At 50.7% G+C, this 22,722-nt stretch carries 24 protein-coding genes and 1 other annotated feature; of the genes, 11 read left to right on the forward strand and 13 right to left on the reverse strand.

Annotated features, from left to right (window positions below):
- Window positions 1-38: 38 nt before the first annotated feature.
- The 3 genes from bamE to nadK all read right to left on the reverse strand — a co-directional run bounded on the left by bamE (window position 39) and on the right by nadK (window position 3,158).
- Window positions 39-383 (reverse strand): outer membrane protein assembly factor BamE, encoded by a 345-nt coding sequence (gene bamE, locus OGX67_RS15140; RefSeq protein ID WP_003031218.1) that lies wholly within the window; start codon window positions 381-383, stop codon window positions 39-41.
- A gap of 149 nt (window positions 384-532) precedes the next feature.
- Window positions 533-2,194 (reverse strand): DNA repair protein RecN, encoded by a 1,662-nt coding sequence (gene recN, locus OGX67_RS15145; protein WP_032937967.1) that lies wholly within the window; start codon window positions 2,192-2,194, stop codon window positions 533-535.
- An 85-nt stretch (window positions 2,195-2,279) separates the two neighbouring features.
- Window positions 2,280-3,158, reverse strand: coding sequence for an NAD(+) kinase (nadK, locus tag OGX67_RS15150; protein WP_003031220.1), 879 nt, complete (start codon window positions 3,156-3,158; stop codon window positions 2,280-2,282).
- Between the two features lie 122 nt (window positions 3,159-3,280).
- Between nadK and grpE the strand changes: the two genes are divergently transcribed.
- Window positions 3,281-3,874, forward strand: a complete 594-nt coding sequence (gene grpE, locus OGX67_RS15155; RefSeq protein ID WP_003031221.1) for a nucleotide exchange factor GrpE — start codon at window positions 3,281-3,283, stop codon at window positions 3,872-3,874.
- Window positions 3,875-3,923: 49 nt separating this feature from the next.
- Here the strand turns inward: grpE and OGX67_RS15160 are convergent, their stop codons facing one another.
- Window positions 3,924-5,213 (reverse strand): HlyC/CorC family transporter, encoded by a 1,290-nt coding sequence (locus OGX67_RS15160; protein ID WP_008324538.1) that lies wholly within the window; start codon window positions 5,211-5,213, stop codon window positions 3,924-3,926.
- An 18-nt stretch (window positions 5,214-5,231) separates the two neighbouring features.
- Window positions 5,232-6,023: a cytochrome C assembly family protein gene (locus tag OGX67_RS15165; protein WP_003031224.1), complete on the reverse strand. Its 792-nt coding sequence runs from the start codon at window positions 6,021-6,023 to the stop codon at window positions 5,232-5,234.
- A gap of 165 nt (window positions 6,024-6,188) precedes the next feature.
- Between OGX67_RS15165 and ffh the strand changes: the two genes are divergently transcribed.
- From ffh to rplS, 5 genes are all read left to right on the forward strand, one after another.
- Window positions 6,189-7,550 (forward strand): signal recognition particle protein, encoded by a 1,362-nt coding sequence (ffh, locus tag OGX67_RS15170; RefSeq protein WP_003031226.1) that lies wholly within the window; start codon window positions 6,189-6,191, stop codon window positions 7,548-7,550.
- 253 nt (window positions 7,551-7,803) lie between these two features.
- Window positions 7,804-8,052, forward strand: a complete 249-nt coding sequence (gene rpsP, locus OGX67_RS15175) for a 30S ribosomal protein S16 (protein WP_003031228.1) — start codon at window positions 7,804-7,806, stop codon at window positions 8,050-8,052.
- Window positions 8,053-8,070: 18 nt separating this feature from the next.
- Window positions 8,071-8,619, forward strand: coding sequence for a ribosome maturation factor RimM (gene rimM / locus OGX67_RS15180; protein WP_003031230.1), 549 nt, complete (start codon window positions 8,071-8,073; stop codon window positions 8,617-8,619).
- A 44-nt stretch (window positions 8,620-8,663) separates the two neighbouring features.
- Entirely contained in the window at window positions 8,664-9,431 is a 768-nt protein-coding gene (gene trmD, locus OGX67_RS15185; RefSeq protein WP_003031232.1) for a tRNA (guanosine(37)-N1)-methyltransferase TrmD, read from the forward strand.
- A 39-nt stretch (window positions 9,432-9,470) separates the two neighbouring features.
- Window positions 9,471-9,818, forward strand: a complete 348-nt coding sequence (gene rplS / locus OGX67_RS15190; protein ID WP_002914145.1) for a 50S ribosomal protein L19 — start codon at window positions 9,471-9,473, stop codon at window positions 9,816-9,818.
- A gap of 131 nt (window positions 9,819-9,949) precedes the next feature.
- Here the strand turns inward: rplS and OGX67_RS15195 are convergent, their stop codons facing one another.
- From OGX67_RS15195 to OGX67_RS15210, 4 genes are all read right to left on the reverse strand, one after another.
- Entirely contained in the window at window positions 9,950-10,432 is a 483-nt protein-coding gene (locus OGX67_RS15195; protein ID WP_257651570.1) for an OmpA family protein, read from the reverse strand.
- A 12-nt stretch (window positions 10,433-10,444) separates the two neighbouring features.
- Window positions 10,445-11,671, reverse strand: a complete 1,227-nt coding sequence (dgcN, locus tag OGX67_RS15200) for a diguanylate cyclase DgcN/YfiN (protein WP_192465780.1) — start codon at window positions 11,669-11,671, stop codon at window positions 10,445-10,447.
- Window positions 11,664-12,182, reverse strand: coding sequence for a regulatory sequestration protein YfiR (gene yfiR / locus OGX67_RS15205; protein ID WP_003839843.1), 519 nt, complete (start codon window positions 12,180-12,182; stop codon window positions 11,664-11,666). The genes dgcN and yfiR overlap by 8 nt, the downstream gene beginning before the upstream one ends.
- Before the next feature lie 158 nt (window positions 12,183-12,340).
- Window positions 12,341-12,715, reverse strand: a complete 375-nt coding sequence (locus OGX67_RS15210; RefSeq protein WP_003031240.1) for a DUF2799 domain-containing protein — start codon at window positions 12,713-12,715, stop codon at window positions 12,341-12,343.
- A gap of 215 nt (window positions 12,716-12,930) precedes the next feature.
- On the opposite strand from OGX67_RS15210, the gene aroF reads away from it, so the two are divergent.
- Both aroF and tyrA read left to right on the forward strand, forming a co-directional pair.
- Window positions 12,931-14,001, forward strand: coding sequence for a 3-deoxy-7-phosphoheptulonate synthase AroF (gene aroF / locus OGX67_RS15215; protein WP_003031241.1), 1,071 nt, complete (start codon window positions 12,931-12,933; stop codon window positions 13,999-14,001).
- 10 nt (window positions 14,002-14,011) lie between these two features.
- Entirely contained in the window at window positions 14,012-15,133 is a 1,122-nt protein-coding gene (gene tyrA / locus OGX67_RS15220; RefSeq protein ID WP_003826456.1) for a bifunctional chorismate mutase/prephenate dehydrogenase, read from the forward strand.
- Window positions 15,134-15,229: 96 nt separating this feature from the next.
- On the opposite strand, the gene pheA is transcribed toward tyrA, so the two are convergent.
- The 4 genes from pheA to bamD all read right to left on the reverse strand — a co-directional run bounded on the left by pheA (window position 15,230) and on the right by bamD (window position 17,986).
- Entirely contained in the window at window positions 15,230-16,390 is a 1,161-nt protein-coding gene (gene pheA / locus OGX67_RS15225; RefSeq protein ID WP_003839850.1) for a bifunctional chorismate mutase/prephenate dehydratase, read from the reverse strand.
- Window positions 16,391-16,412: 22 nt separating this feature from the next.
- Window positions 16,413-16,538, reverse strand: a sequence feature (Phe leader region).
- The gene (gene pheL, locus OGX67_RS15230; RefSeq protein WP_100250063.1) at window positions 16,490-16,537 is read right to left on the reverse strand and encodes a pheA operon leader peptide PheL; all 48 of its coding nucleotides are present in this window, start codon (window positions 16,535-16,537) and stop codon (window positions 16,490-16,492) included. Its footprint overlaps the feature before it by 48 nt.
- 102 nt (window positions 16,539-16,640) lie before the next feature.
- Window positions 16,641-16,979: a ribosome-associated translation inhibitor RaiA gene (gene raiA / locus OGX67_RS15235; protein WP_003031244.1), complete on the reverse strand. Its 339-nt coding sequence runs from the start codon at window positions 16,977-16,979 to the stop codon at window positions 16,641-16,643.
- A 269-nt stretch (window positions 16,980-17,248) separates the two neighbouring features.
- A complete protein-coding gene (gene bamD, locus OGX67_RS15240) occupies window positions 17,249-17,986 on the reverse strand; it encodes an outer membrane protein assembly factor BamD (protein WP_003031245.1) in 738 nt (245 codons plus the stop codon).
- 131 nt (window positions 17,987-18,117) lie between these two features.
- On the opposite strand from bamD, the gene rluD reads away from it, so the two are divergent.
- From rluD to clpB, 3 genes are all read left to right on the forward strand, one after another.
- On the forward strand, window positions 18,118-19,098 hold the full coding sequence (gene rluD, locus OGX67_RS15245) for a 23S rRNA pseudouridine(1911/1915/1917) synthase RluD (protein WP_286526748.1): 981 nt from the start codon (window positions 18,118-18,120) through the stop codon (window positions 19,096-19,098).
- The gene (yfiH, locus tag OGX67_RS15250; RefSeq protein WP_286526750.1) at window positions 19,095-19,826 is read left to right on the forward strand and encodes a purine nucleoside phosphorylase YfiH; all 732 of its coding nucleotides are present in this window, start codon (window positions 19,095-19,097) and stop codon (window positions 19,824-19,826) included. The genes rluD and yfiH overlap by 4 nt, the downstream gene beginning before the upstream one ends.
- 129 nt (window positions 19,827-19,955) lie before the next feature.
- The gene (gene clpB, locus OGX67_RS15255) at window positions 19,956-22,529 is read left to right on the forward strand and encodes an ATP-dependent chaperone ClpB (RefSeq protein ID WP_003031249.1); all 2,574 of its coding nucleotides are present in this window, start codon (window positions 19,956-19,958) and stop codon (window positions 22,527-22,529) included.
- Window positions 22,530-22,722: the final 193 nt, after the last annotated feature.

A 22,722-nucleotide genomic window follows, 5' to 3' on the forward strand; every position in this document is an offset into this window, starting at 1 on the left:
AAGGTGCTCATTGAGCACCTTTTTTTGATCTGTTAATCCTACTTGTTGTCGGTCAACGTAGGTTTATTATCAATGTTGGTCAAAACGCCGCTGCTGTTAAAAGTCAGCGTCAGTGTTTGCTGGGTTACGCCTTCATGACCAGGTTGCTGACGGAACACATAAAACCAGGTGTTAGTGCCAAAAGGATCGGACATCATTGGTGTACCCAGAGCATAAGCAACCTGCTGTTGCGTCATACCCGTGCGCACTTTGGCGACATCGGTAGGTGTCAGATAATTTCCCTGGTTGATGTCAGGGCGGTAAACCACTCGCTCCAGAGTGGAACAGCCTGCAGTCAACATCAGTAGTACTGCTGCAGCAGCAGTCAGCGTTTTACAGCGCATAGTGATTTGATTCCTTTTCGGGCCCGAGCAGTACGCGGCTCATATGTAATATGCCGATGATAATAGACCTTTCACCACTTTAAAACCTTTTGCTGTCGGGTCGGTCGGCGATTTTATGTTGAACTCAGACCTTAACAAGGTAAAAAAGTTTATGCCGCCAGCAGTTCTTTTGCATTTGCGAGGGTATTGCGCGTTACTTCGCTACCTCCGAGTAAGCGGGCTAATTCCTGCAGACGAGCGCGTTTATCAAGTGGCTGCATGTGTGTTTCGGTCATCGCGCCGTCAGTTTCTTTGCTGACATAGAAATGTTGATGACCGCAGCCAGCAACCTGCGGCAGGTGAGTAACACACATTACCTGGGTTGACTCGCCCAACTGACGCAGCATTTTTCCCACCACCGCAGCAGTCGGGCCGCTGATGCCGACATCTACTTCATCGAAAATCAGCGCCGGTGTTTCCATTTTACGTGCGGTAATAACCTGAATAGCCAGCGCAATGCGCGACAGTTCCCCACCGGAAGCGACTTTCGCAATCGGCTGCAACGGCTGGCCTGGGTTAGTGGTCACTTTAAACTCTACGCGATCGGCACCGTCTGAGCTCAAATGATGTTCCTCAAATTTCACATCAATGCAAAAGACACCGTGCGGCATTGAGAGAGTATGCATGCTCTCTGTAATAAGCTGTCCCAGTTCCTGAGCATAATGCTGGCGCTGTTGGTGCAGCATTTTTGCCGTTTCCAGTGCCTGCTGGTGGTGATTGTTCACCGCCAGGGTTAAGGTTTCGAGAGAGTCGGCCTGATCGTCTAACTGCTGTTGTTCATCCAGCAATGACTGATAGAACTGTGGCAGCGCTTCAGGGGCAACATGATGCTTTCGCGCCAATGAGATTTGTTTGGAAATACGCTGCTCAAGTTCGAACAAACGGTTAGGGTCTAAATCCAGACGATCGCAATAGTGGCGCAGCTCGTCGCTGGCTTCGCTGAGCTGGATAGTGGCCTCTTCCAGCATGTCCAGAATACCGGAGAGCTTACCGTCCATTCCTGCCAGTTCACTAACCAACTGTTTTGCCGTGTACAGCTGGCTTTGCAGATTAACGTCTTCGCCGTCTGCCATGATAGCCAGTGCCTGTTGGCTGGTGGTGAGCAATTGCCCGCTGTTAGCCAGACGCTTGTACTCTTCATCAATTTGCTCAAACTCGCCCGGTTGTGGGTTGAATTCGTTCAGTTCTTTTAACTGGTATTGCAATAGCTCTGCCCGGGCTGCGCGTTCCTGACTCTGTTGTTGATGATGTGCCAGGTCACGGCAGCTTTGGTGCCACAGTTGGTAGCGCACAGCCATTTCCTGAGTCAGGGACGCTTCATTGGCGTAGCCATCAAGCAGGGATTTTTGGTGTTCTGATTTTGTCAGGAGCTGATGCGCATGCTGACCGTGGATTTGAATAAGCAACTGGCCCAACTCGCGCAGCTGTGACAGTGGTACGGCAGTGCCGTTAATGAAGCCACGTGAACGTCCGTCGCTGCTGATAACGCGACGTAGCAAACACTCACGGCCTTCCTCAAGCTGGTTTTCTTCCAGCCAGCGCAGGGCCGCGGGGGTGTCTTTTAAGGTGAAGCGGGCGCAGAGGTCGGCTCGCGTGGCGCCTGCACGTACCATGTCGGCATCTGCGCGTCCGCCCAGGCACAAACCGAGAGCATCAATGGCAATGGACTTACCCGCACCGGTTTCACCGGTAATAACGGTCATTCCGTTCTGGAAATCGATCTCAAGTTCACGAACGATAGCAAAATTGCTGATGGTCAGTTGTGCCAACATAGCTGTTTTCCTGTATGAAAAACCATGACTGTAATTACATACAGTATAAACTGGTTTTTTATACAGTAAAGAGGTTGGCGTTAAATTAGAATAATTTTTTTGACCAGCCTAGCTTAGTGCTTAATGTGTTGAAATAGCTGTAATCTTTTGGGTGTATCAGGTTCAGATGATAATCACAGCGGCGAATTAATACGTCTTCACCTTCCTGTATAGGCAGGGCGATCTGGCTGTCACAGCTGATTTCCAGATCGTTACGGCGATGAGAGAAGCGCAGGCGAATGGTGCTGCTACTGTTGATCACCAGCGGTCGTGCGGAGAGCGTATGTGGGAACATCGGGACTAGCGTAATGGCATCCAGCGAAGGCGTCAGTATCGGGCCTCCGGCAGAGAGTGAGTAGGCGGTAGAGCCGGTCGGTGTGGAAATAATCAAGCCGTCTGAACGCTGGGAGAAGGCAAAAATTTCATCGATATAGACTTCAAATTCAATCATGTGCGCCACTTTTCCGGGGTGCAACACGACTTCATTGATCGCAGTGCTAATACGCTTCTGGCAGTCCAGTTGGCACACCTGGGCTTCGAGTAAAAAGCGCTTTTCGCTGATGTAGTGGCCTTCCAGCACGTCAGCTAACTGTTGTTGTGCATTGTCTGGGTCAAGGTCGGTCAGGAAACCGAGGTTGCCGCGGTTAATGCCAATAACCTTGATGTCATAACGTGCCAGGGTGCGTGCGGCGCCCAGCATATTGCCGTCGCCACCGACAACCACGGCGAGGTCTGCCTGCTGGCCAATCTCTGCGAGCGTACCGGTTTTCACATTTTTCAGCTGCAGCTCGTGGGCGATTTGTTGCTCAACGATTACCTCATAACCTTTGGCGCACAGCCAACGGTAGAGCATTTCATGTGTGGTCAGTGCAGTGGGGTGACGTGGATGCCCCACAATGCCAATACACTTGAAATGTTTGTTCATTTTCTCGAGGTCCTTGTAACGAAGATTAGTGACAATGTGAGTACTTCCCTTGAAACCCTGAATCTTATCCCCATAATAATCCAGGTTAGCGAGATGAATGCGAAAAAAACGCGGAGAAATTCATGAGTAGTAAAGAACAGAAAACGCCTGAGGGGCAAGCCCCGGAAGAAATTATCATGGATCAGCACGAAGAAGTTGAGGCGGTTGAATCAGACGCTTCTGCTGAACAGGTGGATCCGCGCGATGAAAAAATTGCGAATCTGGAAGCTCAGCTTGCTGAAGCCGAAACTCGCGAGCGCGACAGCGTGTTGCGTATCAAAGCGGAAATGGAAAACCTGCGTCGTCGTACCGAACTGGACGTAGAAAAAGCGCATAAGTTTGCACTGGAAAAATTCGTCAACGAGCTGCTGCCGGTGCTGGATAGCCTGGACCGTGCGCTGGAAGTTGCGGACAAAGATAATGACGCGATGGCGGCGATGGTTGAAGGTATTGAGCTGACCCGTAAGTCAATGCTGGATGTTGTGGCGAAGTTTGGCGTACAAGTGGTTGCGGATATCGACGTGCCGATGGACCCGAACGTGCATCAGGCGATTGCCATGGTAGAGTCTGACGACGTTGCTGCCGGTAATGTGCTGATGGTTATGCAGAAAGGCTATACCCTGAACGGACGTACCATCCGTGCGGCGATGGTCTCTGTGGCGAAAGCCAAAGGCTAATCAGCCTCAGACCGGGTAATGCTGATGCGCTACCCGGTCTGGATTACTCTCACTGGTCCGATACGCTTTCCCGCAGCGGTTTGACGGGCAACACCTGCACCTGTTTAATCATATTGTCCTGCACGTCGAGAATATCGATATCGTACTGCCCAATACGCACACGTGTGCCGGCAACCGGGATTTCTTCCAGTGCTTCAAGAATAATACCGTTCACGGTACGTGCATCATCTTCCGGCAGGTGCCAGTTAAACGCCTTATTGATTTCACGAACGTTGGCGCTACCGTCAATGATCACCGAACCGTCATTCTGCGGTGTGACTTCTTCGGCAAGCGTCGGTGACATTGAGGTCGTGAAGTCACCAACAATCTCTTCCAGGATATCCTCGACCGTAACCAGTCCCTGAATATCACCATATTCATTGACGACCAGGCCCACTTTCTTCTTATTACGCTGAAATTTAATGAGCTGGGTGCTGAGTGGCGTGCCTTCCGGAACGTAATAAATTTCGTCGGCGGCGCGTAACATGGTCTCTTTGGTGAACTCTTTTTTCTCGGCCATCAATCGCCAGGCTTCACGTACGCGTAGCATACTGATAGCGTCGTCCAGCGAGTCACGATACAGCACAATACGACCGTGCGGAGAGTGCGAAAGCTGACGCACGATTGATTTCCAGTCATCGTTGATATCAATGCCGATAATTTCATTACGCGGGATCATGATGTCATCGACGCTGACTTTTTCCAGATCCAGCACTGACAGCAGCATATCCTGGTTACGGCGTGAGATTTGCGAGCGTGATTCATTCACCAGCGTTCGCAGTTCATCTTTGCTCAGCGAACCGCTCACTACGATATCCGTTTTGATGCCCATCATGCGCATCAGCAGCCGCGTGATGGTGTTGAGTAGCCATACCAACGGCATCATCAGAATCTGCAGGGGAGCCAGCAGGACGCTGCTCGGATAGGCGACTTTTTCCGGATATAGTGCGGCAATCGTCTTTGGCAGTACTTCGGCAAAAACCAGTACCACAAACGTCAGTACCCCAGTGGCAATGGCGACGCCCGCATCGCCATACAGGCGCATACCGACAATAGTACCGAGCGCGGAGGCCAGAATATTCACCAGATTATTGCCGATGAGCACCAGGCTTATCAGACGATCCGGCTTGCGAAGTAACTTTTCAACGCGTTTTGCCTGTCGATTTCCCTGCTTGGCCCGATGACGTAGACGATAGCGATTCAGGGTCATCATTCCGGTTTCAGAACCGGAAAAATAGGCGGAAATGACCACCATGATGAGGAGCGTGACAATGAGCGTGGTGGTGGAGATGTGTTCCACGTAGGATTCCTTAAAGATTTAACTCACGAACTGCTGCAGAATACGACTGCCGAAATAGGCCAGTGTCAGAATGCCTGCGCCTGCGACGTTAAACCATACGACGCGACGTCCGCGCCAACCTTCATGGTAATGCCCCCACAACAGAACGATATAGACAAACCATGCCACGATAGAGAGAACGGCTTTATCAATGTTCTCGGTACTGAACAGGTTATGCATGTAAAACAGGCCTGTGCACAGGGTGAGTGTCAGCAGAACCACGCCAATTTGGGTGATATGAAACATTTTCCGCTCAATACTCATCAGCGGCGGCATCTCATTGCTGAAAGCCAGTTTTTTGTTTTTCAGTTGGTAGTCAATCCACGCAAGCTGTAGCGCATAGAGTGCGGCGATAATCAGCGTGGCGTAAGCGAAAAGCGAAAGCCCGATATGGATCATCATGCCCGGCGTAGCTTCGAGATGGGTGATGAACTCGTTCGGCATAAACGTGGCGAAGGCCAGGTTTATCAGCGCAAAGGCGTAGACAATGGGCAGCAATAGCCAGCCACGATTGCGGGAAGCGACAATGGTCATTACCGTACAGATCATCAGGCTCACCAGCGAGCCGACGTTCAACAGACTCAGGTTTTGTCCGCTTTCACCGCCGGGCAGAATACGCGCTTCCAGGGCGATAGCATGGCTTACCAGCGCGACAACCGCAGAGAGAATAGCCATACGCCGCCAGCCGCTGTTTTTTTGCAGCAGAGCGGGAATAATCAGCGCGAGGCTGACTGAGTAGGCGACAAGAGCAAGCAGAGCAAAAACGGGCATATAGGTGTCGACAATTGGCCAGTGATAAAGAAAAGCAGTATAGCGTTACGTGACCGCTGCTCCAACCGTTGCATAACAACAAAGGCGGCTTCATGTTATACTGCGACAAATTTCTGTTGATGTGTCGCTGTCGCGACCGACCGTTTCCACCCCAGGCGAGAGACAATGTTTGATAATTTAACCGATCGTTTGTCGCGCACGCTGCGCAATATCAGTGGCCGTGGACGCCTTACTGAAGACAACGTTAAAGAGACGCTGCGCGAAGTGCGCATGGCGCTGCTGGAGGCTGACGTAGCGCTGCCGGTAGTGCGTGAGTTTATCAATCGCGTAAAAGAGAAAGCGGTTGGTCATGAAGTTAACAAAAGCCTGACGCCGGGTCAGGAATTCGTCAAGATTGTTCGTAACGAACTGGTTGCGGCAATGGGCGAAGAAAACCAGACCCTGAATCTGGCTGCACAGCCGCCAGCCGTGGTGCTTATGGCGGGCCTGCAGGGTGCGGGTAAAACGACCAGCGTTGGTAAGCTGGGTAAATTCCTGCGCGAGAAGCACAAGAAAAAAGTGCTGGTGGTCTCCGCGGACGTTTATCGCCCGGCGGCGATCAAACAGTTGGAGACTCTGGCCGAGCAGGTCGGCGTGGACTTCTTCCCGTCGGATGTTGGCCAGAAGCCGGTCGATATCGTTAACGCCGCGCTGAAAGAAGCCAAACTCAAATTCTATGACGTGCTGCTGGTGGATACCGCCGGTCGTCTGCACGTTGACGAAGCGATGATGGACGAAATCAAACAGGTCCACGCTTCTATCAAGCCGGTAGAAACGCTGTTTGTGGTCGACGCCATGACCGGTCAGGATGCCGCGAATACCGCAAAAGCCTTTAACGAAGCGCTACCGTTAACCGGCGTAGTACTGACAAAAGTTGATGGTGATGCCCGTGGCGGTGCGGCGCTTTCTATTCGTCATATTACCGGTAAGCCAATTAAATTCCTCGGCGTCGGCGAGAAAACCGAAGCGCTGGAGCCGTTCCACCCGGACAGGATTGCTTCGCGTATTCTCGGCATGGGCGACGTGCTGTCGCTGATCGAAGATATCGAAAGCAAGGTTGACCGCGCGCAGGCAGAAAAATTAGCCAGCAAGCTGAAAAAAGGCGATGGCTTCGATCTCAATGATTTCCTTGAACAGCTCAACCAGATGAAAAACATGGGCGGTATGGCAAGCCTGATGGGCAAGCTGCCGGGCATGGGTCAGATCCCTGACAATGTGAAATCGCAGATGGACGATAAAGTTCTGGTGCGTATGGAAGCCATCATCAATTCGATGACGATGAAAGAACGCGCTAAGCCGGAAATTATCAAAGGTTCCCGTAAACGCCGTATCGCTGCCGGTTGCGGTATGCAGGTACAGGACGTAAACCGCCTTCTGAAACAGTTCGACGACATGCAGCGCATGATGAAGAAAATGAAGAAGGGCGGTATGGCGAAGATGATGCGTGGTATGAAGGGGATGATGCCGCCCGGCTTCCCCGGTAGATAAATATATCGGGCTACCTTATTTGCCATTTTGACGCCGGAGTGTGCTCGAAATGCTCACGTACTGCGTGTACGCTCCGCTTTCTGCGCGCGCGCCGACGCCAAACTGGCTGCAACGGTAACGCCCTGGTATAAAGCTTCATCACATGTTGATTGCTTTTTTCCCAGAAATCAGTAAAATTTTCGGGCTTTTAATATGACACCCGGGCTCCGTTCCTCGATGGGGCCTGGGTGTTTTATTCACACAAGAGGATGTTATGGTTACTATTCGTTTAGCTCGTCACGGCGCTAAAAAGCGTCCGTTCTACCAGGTTGTTGTTACCGACAGCCGTAATGCACGCAACGGTCGCTTCATCGAGCGCGTTGGCTTCTTTAACCCAATCGCTAGCGAAAAAGAAGAAGGCACTCGCCTGGATCTGGATCGCATCGCTCACTGGGTTGGCCAGGGCGCGACTATTTCTGATCGCGTAGCTACGCTGATCAAAGCAGCAAACAAAGCAGCTTAATCTGTCACGGTGGTCATGATGAGCAAGCAACTCGCCGCACAGGCTCCTGTAGAACCCATCGTTTTGGGGAAAATGGGGTCTTCTTACGGTATCCGTGGTTGGCTCAGAGTGTTTTCTTCCACTGAAGACGCCGAAAGCATTTTTGACTATCAGCCCTGGTTTATCCAGAAGGCGGGTCAGTGGCAGCAAGTACAGCTGGAAAGCTGGAAGCACCACAATCAGGATCTGATCATCAAGCTGAAAGGCGTTGACGATCGTGATTCGGCGAATCTACTGACTAATTGCGAAATTGTCGTGGATTCCTCGCAGTTGCCAGCGCTGGAAGATGGTTCCTACTACTGGAAAGACCTTATGGGCTGCCAGGTAGTGACCACTGAAGGCTACGATCTCGGTAAAGTCGTCGATATGATGGAAACCGGTTCGAATGACGTCATCGTCATCAAGGCAAACCTGAAAGATGCGTTTGGTATCAAGGAACGTCTTGTGCCGTTCCTCGATGGGCAGGTTATCAAGAAAGTCGATCTCGCTACTCGTACTATCGAAGTAGATTGGGATCCTGGTTTTTAAACCACCGGATAAACGGTAAAAGTCGGCGTTATGGGGATTGGCTTGTGTTTATAGGTATCGTTAGCCTGTTTCCAGAAATGTTCCGCGCAATTACCGATTACGGGGTAACTGGCCGGGCAGTAAAAAATGGCCTGCTGAACATCCAGAGTTGGAGTCCTCGTGACTTTACTCATGACCGGCACCGTACCGTGGACGATCGTCCGTACGGCGGCGGACCGGGGATGTTAATGATGGTGCAACCTTTACGGGACGCCATTCATGCAGCAAAAGCTGCGGCTGGTGAAGGCGCAAAGGTGATTTATTTGTCACCTCAGGGACGCAAGCTTGATCAAGCGGGCGTTAGCGAACTGGCCACGAATCAAAAGCTGATTCTGGTATGTGGTCGCTATGAAGGAATAGATGAGCGCGTGATTCAAACCGAAATTGATGAAGAATGGTCAATCGGCGATTACGTACTCAGCGGTGGTGAGTTACCGGCAATGACGCTGATCGACTCCGTTTCCCGGTTTATTCCGGGAGTTCTGGGTCATGAAGCTTCAGCAATCGAAGATTCGTTTGCTGATGGATTGCTGGATTGCCCGCACTATACCCGACCTGAAGTGTTAGAGCAGATGGAAGTACCGGCAGTGTTACTGTCAGGAAACCACGCTGAGATACGTCGCTGGCGTTTGAAACAGTCGCTGGGCCGGACCTGGCTTAGAAGACCTGAACTTCTGGAAAACCTGGCTCTGACTGAAGAGCAAGCAAGGTTGCTGGCGGAGTTCAAAAAGGAACACGCACAACAGCAACATAAACATGATGGGCAGGCGTAAGCCCCCAATATCAGTTTACCCAGGATAAGAGATTAAATTATGAGCAACATTATTAAGCAACTTGAACAAGAACAGATGAAGCAGGACGTACCTTCCTTCCGTCCGGGTGATACCGTGGAAGTGAAAGTATGGGTTGTTGAAGGTTCCAAAAAACGTCTGCAGGCATTCGAGGGCGTGGTTATCGCTATTCGTAACCGCGGTCTGCACTCTGCATTCACTGTTCGTAAAATTTCCAACGGCGAAGGCGTTGAGCGTGTCTTCCAGACTCACTCTCCGGTAGTTGACAGCATTGCTGTTAAACGTCGTGGTGCTGTTCGTAAAGCTAAACTGTACTACCTGCGTGAGCGCACTGGTAAGTCTGCTCGTATCAAAGAGCGTCTTAACTAAGATTCGCGCAAGCGACATCCTGTTAGAAAAGGGCTGGCCGAAAGGCTGGCCCTTTTTTTATCCCGACGTTTGCTCTGTTGTTCTTTATGGCAATGGAATGACTGCGCGGCGCGCAGCCAGTTGGGGGATAATTATGGCGTCGTGATCACTACCGCCACGCGACGATTTTCAGCACGACCTTTTGATGTCTGGTTGCTGGCAATGGGATATTTCTTCCCGAGTCCCTGAGTCGTCAGGTTGGTGCGGGGAATGTTGGCGCCCTGCGCCCAGGCATCGGCAACCACATTCGCGCGTTTGAGCGACAGAGCTTCGTTATAGCTGTCTTCACCGTAGTTATCAGTATGACCATCCAGGCGAGCATGATTTAGCCCGGTAGCTGCCAGTTTGGATGCCATTTCCTTGATCTGTTTTTCACTTTCAGGACGAAGTTTATAGTCATTTTTGTCAAACAGGATGCTGTCAGACAGGCCGAGAGACCAGTCTCCTGAGACTTCAGTAAATCCGTATGATTTCATGGCTGCAATTTGCTCTGGGGTAAATTTTCCCTGAGGTGCCTGACAGCCTGCCAGAATCAGTAAAAGCAGAAGAAACGGGGATAATAAACGTTTTAGCATGTGTGTAATTCCTTATTTTTTAATAATGCGTTCAGAACGCAAATGTTTAGCCTGATACATATTTTGATCGGCAAGTTCTTGTAATTTTTCGGCAGAGGCATGTTCCCACGTCAGCGCAAACCCAATGCTGAGTGTCATGCTTGCCAGATGACCATTATGCAGGTCAAAAGGTCGGTTAAACTCTTGTGACAGTGCCGCGCAGATTCGCTGAACCTCATATTCAGAATGAACGCTATACAGCACCATCGCGAACTCGTCGCCGCCAAGTCTGTATGGCGAATGTCGATTACCGCCAAATTCGGACAGCCTTTTAGCGACTTCAATCAGAACCCGATCCCCCGCAGCGTGGCCCCAGGTATCATTGATAAATTTAAAATTATCACCATCAAGGAATAACAAAGCGGAGCTGCTGTGGGCGGCATCGTCATTCATCAGCGCGTTAATACTGCTACGAAAAGCGGCGCGATTTGCCAGGCCCGTCAGAGGATCATGTAGCGCGGTACGCAAAAGTTGAGCGTTCTTTGCCTGCAGCCGAAGTTGCCACTCCTCCATCTCGTCCAGCAGACTATTAAAGTCCTGGGCAAAAAGATGAAACTCCTCAATGCGTTCCTCGGAAACGCGTCGCGAAAAGTTACGGTTGGTACGTACATCATGTACCACCTCGGTTATATTTTGCAGGGCTTCCACGACGCCATTGTGTAAATAGCGGGTGAGCATTAATGCTATGCCTGATGCCAACAAAATGCACCCGGTAAGAACGGCCAGCGACAAATAGATGAAACGGCTGATAACGCTATCGCGTGCAGTCAATCGTACTTCGCCGATGACGTTGCCATTATGCAAAATAGGCTGAGTGACCGGTTGTGGGAACAGCCAGTGGCTGATCAGTCCGCTGATCTTCTCCGTGGTGTCTTGCGCGTTATAGCGCCAGGTGGCGATCACCTTCTGGTGTTTATTACGAACTTCCGCAACGGAAAATTGCCCTTGCTGGCCCAGTGCCGCCAGTGTTTCAGTTGCTGCAACACTATCAGAAAAGACTAATGCAGCTTCAAGCGTGCGGGTCATGGTCGCGGCAGTCAGATCCAGATTCTTTTGCGCATACTGTCTTAATGCCAGCACGGAAGAAATGCTGAGCAACAGCCAGATCAACGTCATCGTCACCAGGACGCTGATTATGCTGATACGCCGTAATGTCCGTTTAAACGTTGGGCGTGTTACAGGAGAATGGCCCTTATCCATGCTTATTATTCCGTGCAAGCATCAATACGTCAGGACTTACCCTTACGCCGCTGCGTGAAAGGGAATCCATATTTACGGAAAATCTCACATCTTCATCTTTAATTATGAGGCAAAAGGCGCTGCCAATAACGCATTCGGGATTTTGTTCTGCAATTAATAGCAATGCCTTAGTCGGATATTTATTCTTTAATTCCACCTGATAAGTAGGTGATTCTTTTCCAAAATAAAAACCGTCACATTGCGAAACTAATATTTCTTGTTCCGTACGAATGATGACGGGAAGATAGGGTAATGCCCCAGTACTGGTATCTTCCAGAACACTGGAAAAACGCGATGAAGAGAAAATACACAGTTTGGGTGGCCCGGAAAGTGCTGGCCAGCGTGTATAACTGACGATGCCGGAAACCATAGCACGTACAGATTTTGCTTCTTCTGTAACGCTTTGGGCGTACAGCGGTAACCCGGTCAGGAGCAGTGCCAGTAGAAGTATGAGTCGGTAAGAATAGCTCATGAATAGTTACCTACCAGCGTTTGCCGTAAAGCGTCGAAATACATTCAAGATTGTTTAAGACAAAATAACATTATTTTCCTAAGTCGTCATTATTCCAGGGGTAAAGCTGATGGCGATTTGAGTTAAATCCTAGTTGGCTGTAATATTTAAACCATTGTTTAGTTTAATCTTATTGAGGCAGCACCTTCGTTTGCTCCTTTTTTCCAGGCATCGTGTAACTGGTCAATATTTTCGACCGTATCACAACTTGGAGGAAAGGTTTTCCCGGTCAGACCTCTGGCGTAAACAAAATCTTGCTGGCAGATTTTGCGTTGCCCTTCGGCGTAACCCTTAAGATATTTCGTACGATCGACTTCAGGATCATTGAAGTTGTCGGCAAGAGTTTCATTATCTTTAACGGCATAGCCCGAAATGGCATCTTGTATCCCGGCGTCATACCAGTCAGTACCAGTCCAGGTGGGGGCATGGGTATAGGGATCTATCTGACATCCGCTAAGAAGGAATAGAAATAAGATGCTGATGAGTTGCTTCATTGCCTGTACTCCCTTGTTTTTTTAAGCATAGCGGATCTGAAAATTCGTGGTGTAAATTTAAATGTACATCTATAAGAGCTGTTTTTTGCCTTAAAATAACGACGTGTAAATTAAAATTTACGGATTGTGGATTGAAATCTTTACCTGTTATGGTATCGTTATTTCCTCCTCGCTGAGGATCAACTATCGCAAACGAGCTAAACAGGATCACCATCATGCAAAAAGACGCGCTGAACAACGTACATATTACCGACGAACAGGTTCTGATGACCCCGGAGCAGCTGAAAGCTGAATTTCCGCTGAGCCAGGAGCAAGAAGCGCAAATCGCCCAGTCGCGTAAAACCATCTCAGATATTATCTCCGGTCGCGATCCGCGCCTGCTGGTCGTATGTGGCCCATGCTCCATTCACGATCCTGAAATGGCTATTGAATATGCTCGTCGATTTAAAGCCCTTGCCGCAGAGGTCAGCGATAGCCTCTACCTGGTGATGCGCGTCTATTTTGAAAAACCCCGTACCACCGTTGGCTGGAAAGGGTTAATTAACGATCCTCATATGGATGGCTCTTTTGATGTTGAAGCAGGTCTGAAAATTGCGCGTCAGCTGCTGCTTGAACTGGTAAATATGGGACTGCCGCTGGCAACTGAAGCGCTGGATCCAAATAGCCCGCAATACCTGGGCGATCTGTTTAGCTGGTCCGCAATCGGAGCCCGAACCACGGAATCGCAGACACACCGCGAAATGGCTTCCGGTCTTTCCATGCCGGTCGGCTTTAAGAATGGTACTGACGGTAGTCTGGCGACCGCCATTAATGCCATGCGTGCGGCTGCGCAGTCGCACCGCTTTGTTGGTATTAATCAGGCCGGGCAGGTTGCGCTGTTGCAAACTCAGGGGAATCCGGATGGCCACGTGATCCTGCGCGGGGGTAAAGCGCCAAACTACAGCCCGGCAGATGTCGCCCAGTGCGAAAAAGAGATGGAGCAGGCGGGACTACGACCTTCTCTGATGGTAGATTGCAGTCATGGTAATTCCAATAAAGATTACCGCCGTCAGCCTGCCGTGGCTGAATCCGTAATTGCACAAATCAAAGATGGCAATCGCTCGATCATTGGTTTGATGATTGAAAGTAATATTCACGAAGGCAACCAGTCTTCTGAACAGCCGCGCAGCGAAATGAAATACGGCGTGTCCGTAACCGATGCCTGCATTAGCTGGGAAATGACGGATGCGCTGCTGCGTGAAATTAGTCAAGATTTAAACGGTCAGCTGTCGGCGCGTGTAGCATAAGAGGTTGGTTATGGTTGCTGAATTGACCGCATTACGCGATCAAATTGATGAAGTCGACAAGGCGCTGCTGGATTTACTGGCACGCCGCCTGGAGCTGGTTGCCGAAGTTGGTGAAGTAAAAAGCCGTTTTGGGTTGCCGATTTACGTGCCGGAACGGGAAGCCTCTATGCTTGCCTCTCGCCGGGCAGAAGCGGAAGCCCTTGGCGTGCCGCCGGACCTGATTGAAGATGTGCTACGCCGCGTTATGCGTGAGTCCTATTCCAGTGAGAACGACAAAGGGTTTAAAACGCTTTGTCCTTCTCTGCGGCCGGTGGTGATCGTCGGCGGCGGCGGTCAGATGGGGCGTCTGTTTGAAAAAATGCTCACCCTGTCAGGTTACCAGGTGCGGATCCTGGAACAGCAGGATTGGGATCGCGCGCCGGAGATCGTCTCTGATGCGGGCATGGTGATCGTCAGTGTGCCGATCCACGTCACCGAGCAGGTGATCGCCAAACTACCGCGTCTGCCATCTGACTGCATCCTGGTGGATCTGGCTTCAGTGAAAAATGGTCCTTTGCAGGCGATGCTGGCTGCACATGATGGCCCGGTGGTGGGTTTACACCCAATGTTTGGTCCGGACAGCGGCAGTCTGGCAAAGCAGGTCGTCGTCTGGTGTGATGGACGTCAGCCGGAAGCCTATCAGTGGTTTCTGGAACAGATTCAGGTATGGGGTGCACGACTACATCGGATCAGCGCCGTTGAACACGATCAGAACATGGCGTTTATTCAGGCATTGCGTCACTTTGCGACCTTTGCTTACGGTCTGCATTTAGCGGAAGAGAATGTTCAACTGGAGCAGCTGCTGGCGCTCTCTTCGCCGATTTACCGTCTTGAACTGGCGATGGTTGGCCGTCTGTTTGCCCAGGATCCGCAGCTCTATGCCGATATTATTATGTCGTCTGAGAGCAACCTTGCGCTGATCAAACGCTACTACCAACGTTTTGGTGAGGCGATTGGTTTACTGGAACAGGGCGATAAGCAAGCGTTTATCGACAGTTTCCGTAAGGTCGAGCATTGGTTTGGCGATTATGCGAAACGCTTCCAGAGTGAAAGCCGTACTTTGTTACGCCAGGCGAATGACAGCCGTCCTTAATTAAGATGCCGGATGGCGGCTTCGTCTTATCCGGCCTACAAAAATCGCATGAATTGTAGGCCGGATAAGCGTAGTGCCATCCGGCACTGTCAAACGTTAGCTCGGATCGACCGGCACCACGTTCTCACTCGGATAGCATCCCAGTACTTTCATCGAACGTGTAATCTCACCCAGCTCTTTCAATGCTTTTTGCATTTGGGGCGATTCCAGATTGGCCTGGATATCAAGATAAAACATCTCTTCCCACGGATTGCCGTGAATCGGGCGTGACTCCAGTTTAGTCATAATCAGATTATGGTTACGCAGCACCAGCAATGCTTCTACCAGAGCACCGGCCTGTTGTCCTGTTGCCATCAGCAACGTGGTTTTTGCCGGAACCTGGTCGGATACATTGATTGCTTTACGTGCCAGCACCACGAAGCGGGTGATGTTTTGCGACTGGTTAGCCTCAATATGCTCGAGAACCTGCAAACCATACAGTACGCCTCCGGCTTCGCTCCCCAGGGCCGCCACATGCGGTGAGTTAGCCTGCGCAACTTTTTCCATTGCCGCAGAGGTGCTTTCAGTGTACTCAATCTTCCAGTGCGGGTAGCGATTCAGGAACTTGCTGCACTGCTGGAACGGCTGTGGATGGCTGTATACCGTTTCAATGGTCTCAAGATCCGTCGTGCCGGACACCAGTACACAGTGGTCTATCGTAATGGTCATCTCGCCAACAATAGACAGGCTGGTGTGCTGTAGCAGGTCGTAAACGTCGTTAATCCCACCGGAGCTGGTGTTTTCAATCGGAACCACAGCATAGTCAGCCTGTCCGGTTTCGACCTGATTAAAGATATCGGCAAATTTTGCGCAGCCGCTTTCAATAAATTGTTCAAAATGGCGGGCGGCGTACTGACGTGCTGCCAGATGGGAATATGATCCTTTTGGCCCAAGGAAGGCCACGCGCGCGGAGTGTGGGTTAATTTTGTTCAGGTGCTGCTGGAGCAGAGCCTGTTGAGTCAGGACGGAGTCTTCGATTATGAGCTGGAACAGGCGGGTAATGTAGTGAGCATCGAGATGATGTGCTTTGCCCAACTGAATCAGGCGATCCAACAGGTCACGTTCACGGTCGATATCTCGTACCGGACGATGTGAAAGCAGTTTAGCTTTACCAACTTCTACGGCCAGTCCACGTCGCTCAGCCAGCAGGGCCAGTAATTTTTCATCCAGCGTGCTGATCTTATCGCGCAGCGCCAGCAATGGGTTTTCCGATGTCATAGTGTTGCCTTTCTTGTTATCAATAAAAAAGGCCCCCCGTTGTGGGAGGCCTTATTGTTCGTCTTCGCATTCTTTATCACACGACGAAACGCCTCCCATTCAGGGGAAGGTAAAAAAGAATGCGAAGAAGAACGGGACAAGTTTCATGTAATTTTCCTTTGGCTACGTCAGTAAAGTACCCGTACTGTTTTCACCCTGTCAACAAAAAACGCGCCCGAAGGCGCGTTGGCGATACACTCAATGTAAGGGACTACTCTTCTTCTGCTTCGACGAAGTTGGCGTCTTTGACTGAAGTTGTTGCACGACGGGCTTCGCCTTTGTGCTGCACTTTATTGAGCTGCCGTTCCAGCTTGTTGATCAAATCGTTAATTGCGGTGTACATATCCTCGTGTTTTGCGCTGGCGACCAGATGTCCGTTCGGTGTATTGATGGTGGCATCAGCAATGAAACCCTGTGGCTCCTTAGACAGAATGATATGTGGATTAATCAGATGAGTTTGCCATTTTTCTAGTTTGGCGAGACGGTCTGCGACATGCTGGCGAATTGCCGGAGTAATTTCCATTTGTTTACTGGTAATGTTCATTGTCATAAATTTTACCTCTTGTCTTTCCCGTCTTGGTGATTCCAGCATACCGTTCCCAATGTCAAAATGCGTGATCTAAATCACATTTTTTTGTCGCTTTTTGTCAAGAAAACCTTTTTGTGAGGCACCGCAGGAACAGGCGATTTTTTACTTGAGGAATACCTGAAAGCAGGCCATATTTGATGGGATGCGTCGGAGCTAAACCGCTTCAGTTGTAGCGTTAACGGTTAAAAAAACGGCAGCCCTTGGGCTGCCGTTTTGCATTCTGAGGCAAATCAGGTATTACTGCTGTTAGCGGCAATGATTTTCGCTACTTTTTCTGCCTGCGCATTCATCTGCATCTGGCGATAAGCTTTTTCCATTAATGGCAGAGCATCACGTGTTGCCTGAGTATCAGGGTAGTCGCGCAGCATGCCTTCTACACGGTTTACCACGGCAACCCATGCACCGCGGGCAGTGTAGTATTCCGCAACGGAATATTCATACTTCGCCAGACGATCTTTCAGGAACACCAGACGTTTGGTGGCATCAGTGGTGTACTGGCTGTTCGGATAGCCACGTACCAGTTTGGAAAAGTCATTAAACGCAGCTCGGGCGTGTTGCGGATCGCGATCGCTGCGATCAACACCAAAGAATCCTTGCAGTGCGCTATCATCCAACGCCATATTGGTCAGGCCACGCATATACATGACATAATCAATGTTAGGGTGTGTCGGGTTAAGACGGATAAAACGATCGATAGCAGCCTGAGCAAGTGGCAGATCGGCGTTTTTGTAGTAGGCGTAGATGAGATCTAATTGCACCTGCTGAGAATACGGTCCAAATGGATAACGGTTATCCAACGCTTCCAATTGCGTTATTGCCTGTTTCCAGTTACCGTCCTGCAGCTTTTGCTGAGCAGTCGCGTAGATTTCATTTGGCGGATTATCGGGCACCTCTTCCTTTGAACCAGAGCAACCCGCCAAAAACAGGCTCAACGTGGCTGCTGCCACCAGATATTTCATGCGCGTCATGACGTTTTGACTTTCCTCAAAATGTAATACGGGAGATTCTCTGTTCCTGCTCCCGGTTAAGACCAGCTACAATAGCACACTATATTAAACGGCAAAGCCGTAAAACCCAACGTTAAACGAAGAAGCAGTTTATGGCACAACGAGTAGAACTCACCGCAACAGTCTCCGAAAATCAGCTCGGTCAACGCTTAGATCAGGCTTTGGCCGAATTGTTCCCTGATTATTCGCGATCGCGCATAAAAGAATGGATCCTCGACCAGCGCGTGCTGGTAAATGGCAATCTTTGCGATAAACCGAAAGAAAAAGTGTTGGGTGGAGAGCGTGTCTCCATCAATGCAGAAATTGATGAAGAGGTTCGTTTTGAACCTCAGGATATCCCACTGGATATCGTTTATGAAGATGATGATATTCTTGTCATCAACAAACCCCGTGACCTTGTAGTGCATCCAGGCGCCGGGAATCCTGATGGTACGGTATTGAATGCGTTACTGTATTACTACCCGCCAATCGCGGATGTTCCTCGTGCCGGTATCGTACACCGTCTGGATAAAGACACGACCGGATTAATGGTGGTGGCAAAAACTGTTCCGGCACAAACACGTCTGGTTGAGTCATTGCAGCTGCGCGAAATTACCCGTGAGTACGAAGCCGTAGCAATTGGTCACATGACTGCTGGCGGAACCGTTGAGGAACCGATTAGCCGTCACCCGACCAAGCGTACGCACATGGCGGTACACCCAATGGGGAAACCGGCGGTAACGCACTATCGCATTATGGAACACTTCCGTGTGCACACGCGTCTGCGGTTGCGTCTGGAAACCGGACGTACGCACCAGATCCGCGTGCACATGGCACATATCACTCATCCGCTGGTGGGCGATCAGGTCTACGGCGGTCGTCCACGTCCACCGAAAGGCGCTTCTGACGAATTTATCTCCGTACTGCGTAAGTTCGACCGCCAGGCGCTACATGCGACCATGTTGCGTTTGTATCACCCGATTTCCGGTATCGAAATGGAATGGCATGCGCCGATCCCACAAGATATGGTGCAATTGATTGAAGTGATGCGCGCTGATTTCGAAGAACATAAGGATGATATTGCCTGGCTATGAGTAAGCTAATTGTTCCGCAGTGGCCGATACCGCAAGGTGTCGCGGCGTGTAGTTCTACCCGTATTGGCGGAGTCAGTATGCCGCCTTACGATTCGCTGAATCTGGGCGCCCATTGTGGCGATAACCCGGAACATGTTGAAGAGAACCGCAAACGACTGTTTGCTGCGGGCAATCTGCCGTCAAAGCCGGTCTGGCTGGAGCAGGTCCACGGTAAGGATGTCCTGAAACTGACAGGCGGGCCTTACGCCTCCAAACGCGCAGATGCGTCGTATAGCAACACGCCGGGCACAGTGTGTGCGGTAATGATCGCTGATTGTCTGCCGGTGCTGTTTTGCAATCGCGCCGGGACGGAAGTGGCTGCGGCCCATGCGGGTTGGCGAGGATTATGCGCTGGCGTGCTGGAAGAGACGGTGGCGTGTTTTGCCGACGAACCTGAAAACATTATTGCCTGGCTAGGCCCGGCGATAGGCCCAAACGCCTTTGAAGTGGGAGCAGAAGTTCGCGAGGCATTCATGACGAAAGATCCGCAAGCGGACCTCGCATTTGTACCGCGCGGCGACAAGTATCTGGCGGATATCTACCAGCTTGCCCGTCAGCGGCTGGCAAATGTCGGCGTGGAGAACATCCACGGCGGCGACCGTTGCACCTTTAGTGAAAGTGAGACGTTCTTCTCTTATCGTCGCGACAATACCACGGGTCGTATGGCAAGTTTTATTTGGCTGATATAACCTAAAGAATCAAGACGATCCGGTACGTGTAATTTTCTTTTCACATAATTCAGGTCATTCACCTTGAATAATTGAGGGATGACCTCATTTAATCTCCAGTAGCAATTTTGACCTGTTATGGGAGGAGTTATGCGTCTGGATCGTCTTACCAATAAATTCCAGCTTGCTCTTGCCGATGCCCAGTCACTCGCATTGGGGCACGACAATCAATTCATTGAACCACTTCATCTAATGAGCGCCTTGCTGAATCAGGAAGGGGGATCGGTACGTCCTTTATTAACGTCTGCTGGCATTAATGCTGGCCAGTTACGTACAGCCATTGACCAGGCGTTGAGCCGTTTGCCGCAGGTAGAAGGTACCGGCGGTGATGTGCAGCCTTCTCAGGAACTGGTGCGTGTACTGAATCTTTGCGACAAGCTGGCGCAAAAACGTGGGGACAACTTTATTTCGTCAGAACTGTTCGTTCTGGCGGTGCTTGAGTCACGCGGTACGCTGACCGACTTATTAAAATCAGCAGGGGCGACGACCGCCAATATCACTCAGGCAATTGAACAAATGCGTGGAGGTGAAAGCGTGAATGACCAGGGGGCTGAAGACCAACGTCAGGCCTTGAAAAAATATACCGTCGATCTGACTGAACGTGCTGAACAGGGCAAACTCGATCCAGTTATCGGCCGTGATGAAGAAATTCGCCGTACCATTCAGGTGCTGCAACGTCGTACTAAAAATAACCCAGTGTTAATCGGTGAACCCGGTGTCGGTAAAACAGCCATTGTTGAAGGGCTGGCCCAACGCATCATCAATGGTGAAGTGCCGGAGGGCTTAAAAGGCCGTCGTGTACTGGCGCTGGATATGGGCGCGCTGGTGGCTGGGGCCAAATATCGCGGTGAGTTTGAAGAACGCTTAAAAGGCGTGCTGAACGATCTCTCGAAACAGGAAGGCAACGTCATTCTGTTTATCGACGAATTGCATACCATGGTTGGGGCGGGTAAAGCCGATGGCGCGATGGACGCCGGGAACATGCTGAAACCAGCGCTGGCTCGCGGGGAACTGCACTGTGTAGGCGCCACAACGCTTGATGAATATCGCCAGTACATCGAAAAAGATGCGGCGCTGGAACGTCGTTTCCAGAAAGTGTTTGTGGCTGAACCTTCAGTGGAAGACACCATCGCAATCTTGCGTGGCCTGAAAGAACGTTATGAGCTGCACCATCATGTGCAGATTACTGACCCGGCGATTGTTGCGGCAGCTACGTTGTCTCATCGTTATATTGCCGATCGTCAGTTACCGGATAAAGCTATCGACCTTATTGACGAAGCGGCATCCAGCATTCGTATGCAGATTGACTCCAAGCCGGAGGAACTCGACAGACTCGACCGCCGTATTATCCAGCTCAAACTGGAACAGCAGGCATTAATGAAAGAGTCTGATGAGGCAAGTAAAAAACGTCTCGATATGCTCAACGAAGAGCTGGACGACAAAGAGCGCCAGTATTCGGAGTTAGAGGAAGAGTGGAAAGCTGAAAAAGCCTCCCTCTCGGGAACGCAAACTATCAAGGCTGAGCTGGAGCAGGCAAAAATCGCCATCGAACAGGCGCGCCGCGTTGGCGACCTGGCGCGGATGTCTGAACTGCAGTACGGCAAAATTCCTGAACTGGAAAAACAGCTGGAAGCAGCCACCCAGTCTGAAGGCAAAACCATGCGTCTGCTGCGTAATAAAGTCACGGATGCGGAAATTGCTGAGGTGCTGGCGCGCTGGACCGGGATCCCGGTTGCTCGCATGCTGGAAGGCGAACGGGAAAAACTGTTGCGTATGGAACAGGAGCTGCACAGCCGTGTGATTGGTCAGAACGAAGCGGTGGAAGCCGTTTCTAACGCCATCCGTCGTAGCCGCGCGGGCTTGTCCGATCCGAATCGTCCGATTGGTTCATTCTTGTTCCTTGGTCCAACCGGGGTCGGTAAAACCGAACTGTGCAAAGCGCTGGCAAACTTTATGTTCGACAGTGACGACGCAATGGTGCGTATCGATATGTCCGAGTTTATGGAGAAACACTCGGTGTCTCGCTTGGTTGGGGCACCTCCGGGATATGTCGGTTATGAAGAAGGTGGGTATCTGACGGAAGCAGTACGTCGTCGTCCTTACTCTGTCATCCTGCTGGATGAAGTGGAGAAAGCGCACCCGGATGTGTTCAACATTCTGCTGCAGGTGCTTGACGATGGTCGTCTGACTGACGGACAGGGAAGAACGGTCGACTTCCGTAATACGGTTGTCATCATGACCTCGAACCTGGGCTCCGATCTAATCCAGGAACGCTTTGGTGAGCTGGATTACGGCCACATGAAAGATATGGTGCTGGGCGTCGTGAGCCATAACTTCCGCCCGGAATTCATCAACCGTATAGATGAGGTTGTTGTATTCCATCCGTTGGGTGAGCAGCACATTGCTTCTATTGCTCAGATCCAGCTGCAGCGTCTGTACAAACGTCTGGAAGAGCGTGGCTATGAAATCCACATTTCTGACGAGGCGCTTAAACTGCTGAGCGCGAATGGTTACGATCCGGTGTATGGCGCACGTCCATTGAAACGTGCTATCCAGCAGCAGATCGAAAACCCGCTGGCGCAGCAAATTCTGTCTGGTGAACTGATTCCGGGCAAAACGATTCGTCTGGAAGTGAATGACGATCGCATCGTGGCAGTGCAGTAAGTCACAAAACAACAATAAACGGGCCCTGCGGGGCTCGTTTTTGTTTAAAATTCAGGCGAAAATAGACGTATTGATTGAAAATTAATCGCTTGATAAGTTTTTTATATTTTTAACTTGTCAGCCTGAAATAACTCCCTATAATGCGCCTCCACTGACACGGAACAACGGATTACAAGCCGCCGGGTCAGCGGGG

It is taken from the genome of Citrobacter sp. Cf118 (assembly GCF_030334095.1).
Taxonomy (GTDB): Bacteria; Pseudomonadota; Gammaproteobacteria; order Enterobacterales; family Enterobacteriaceae; genus Citrobacter; species Citrobacter freundii.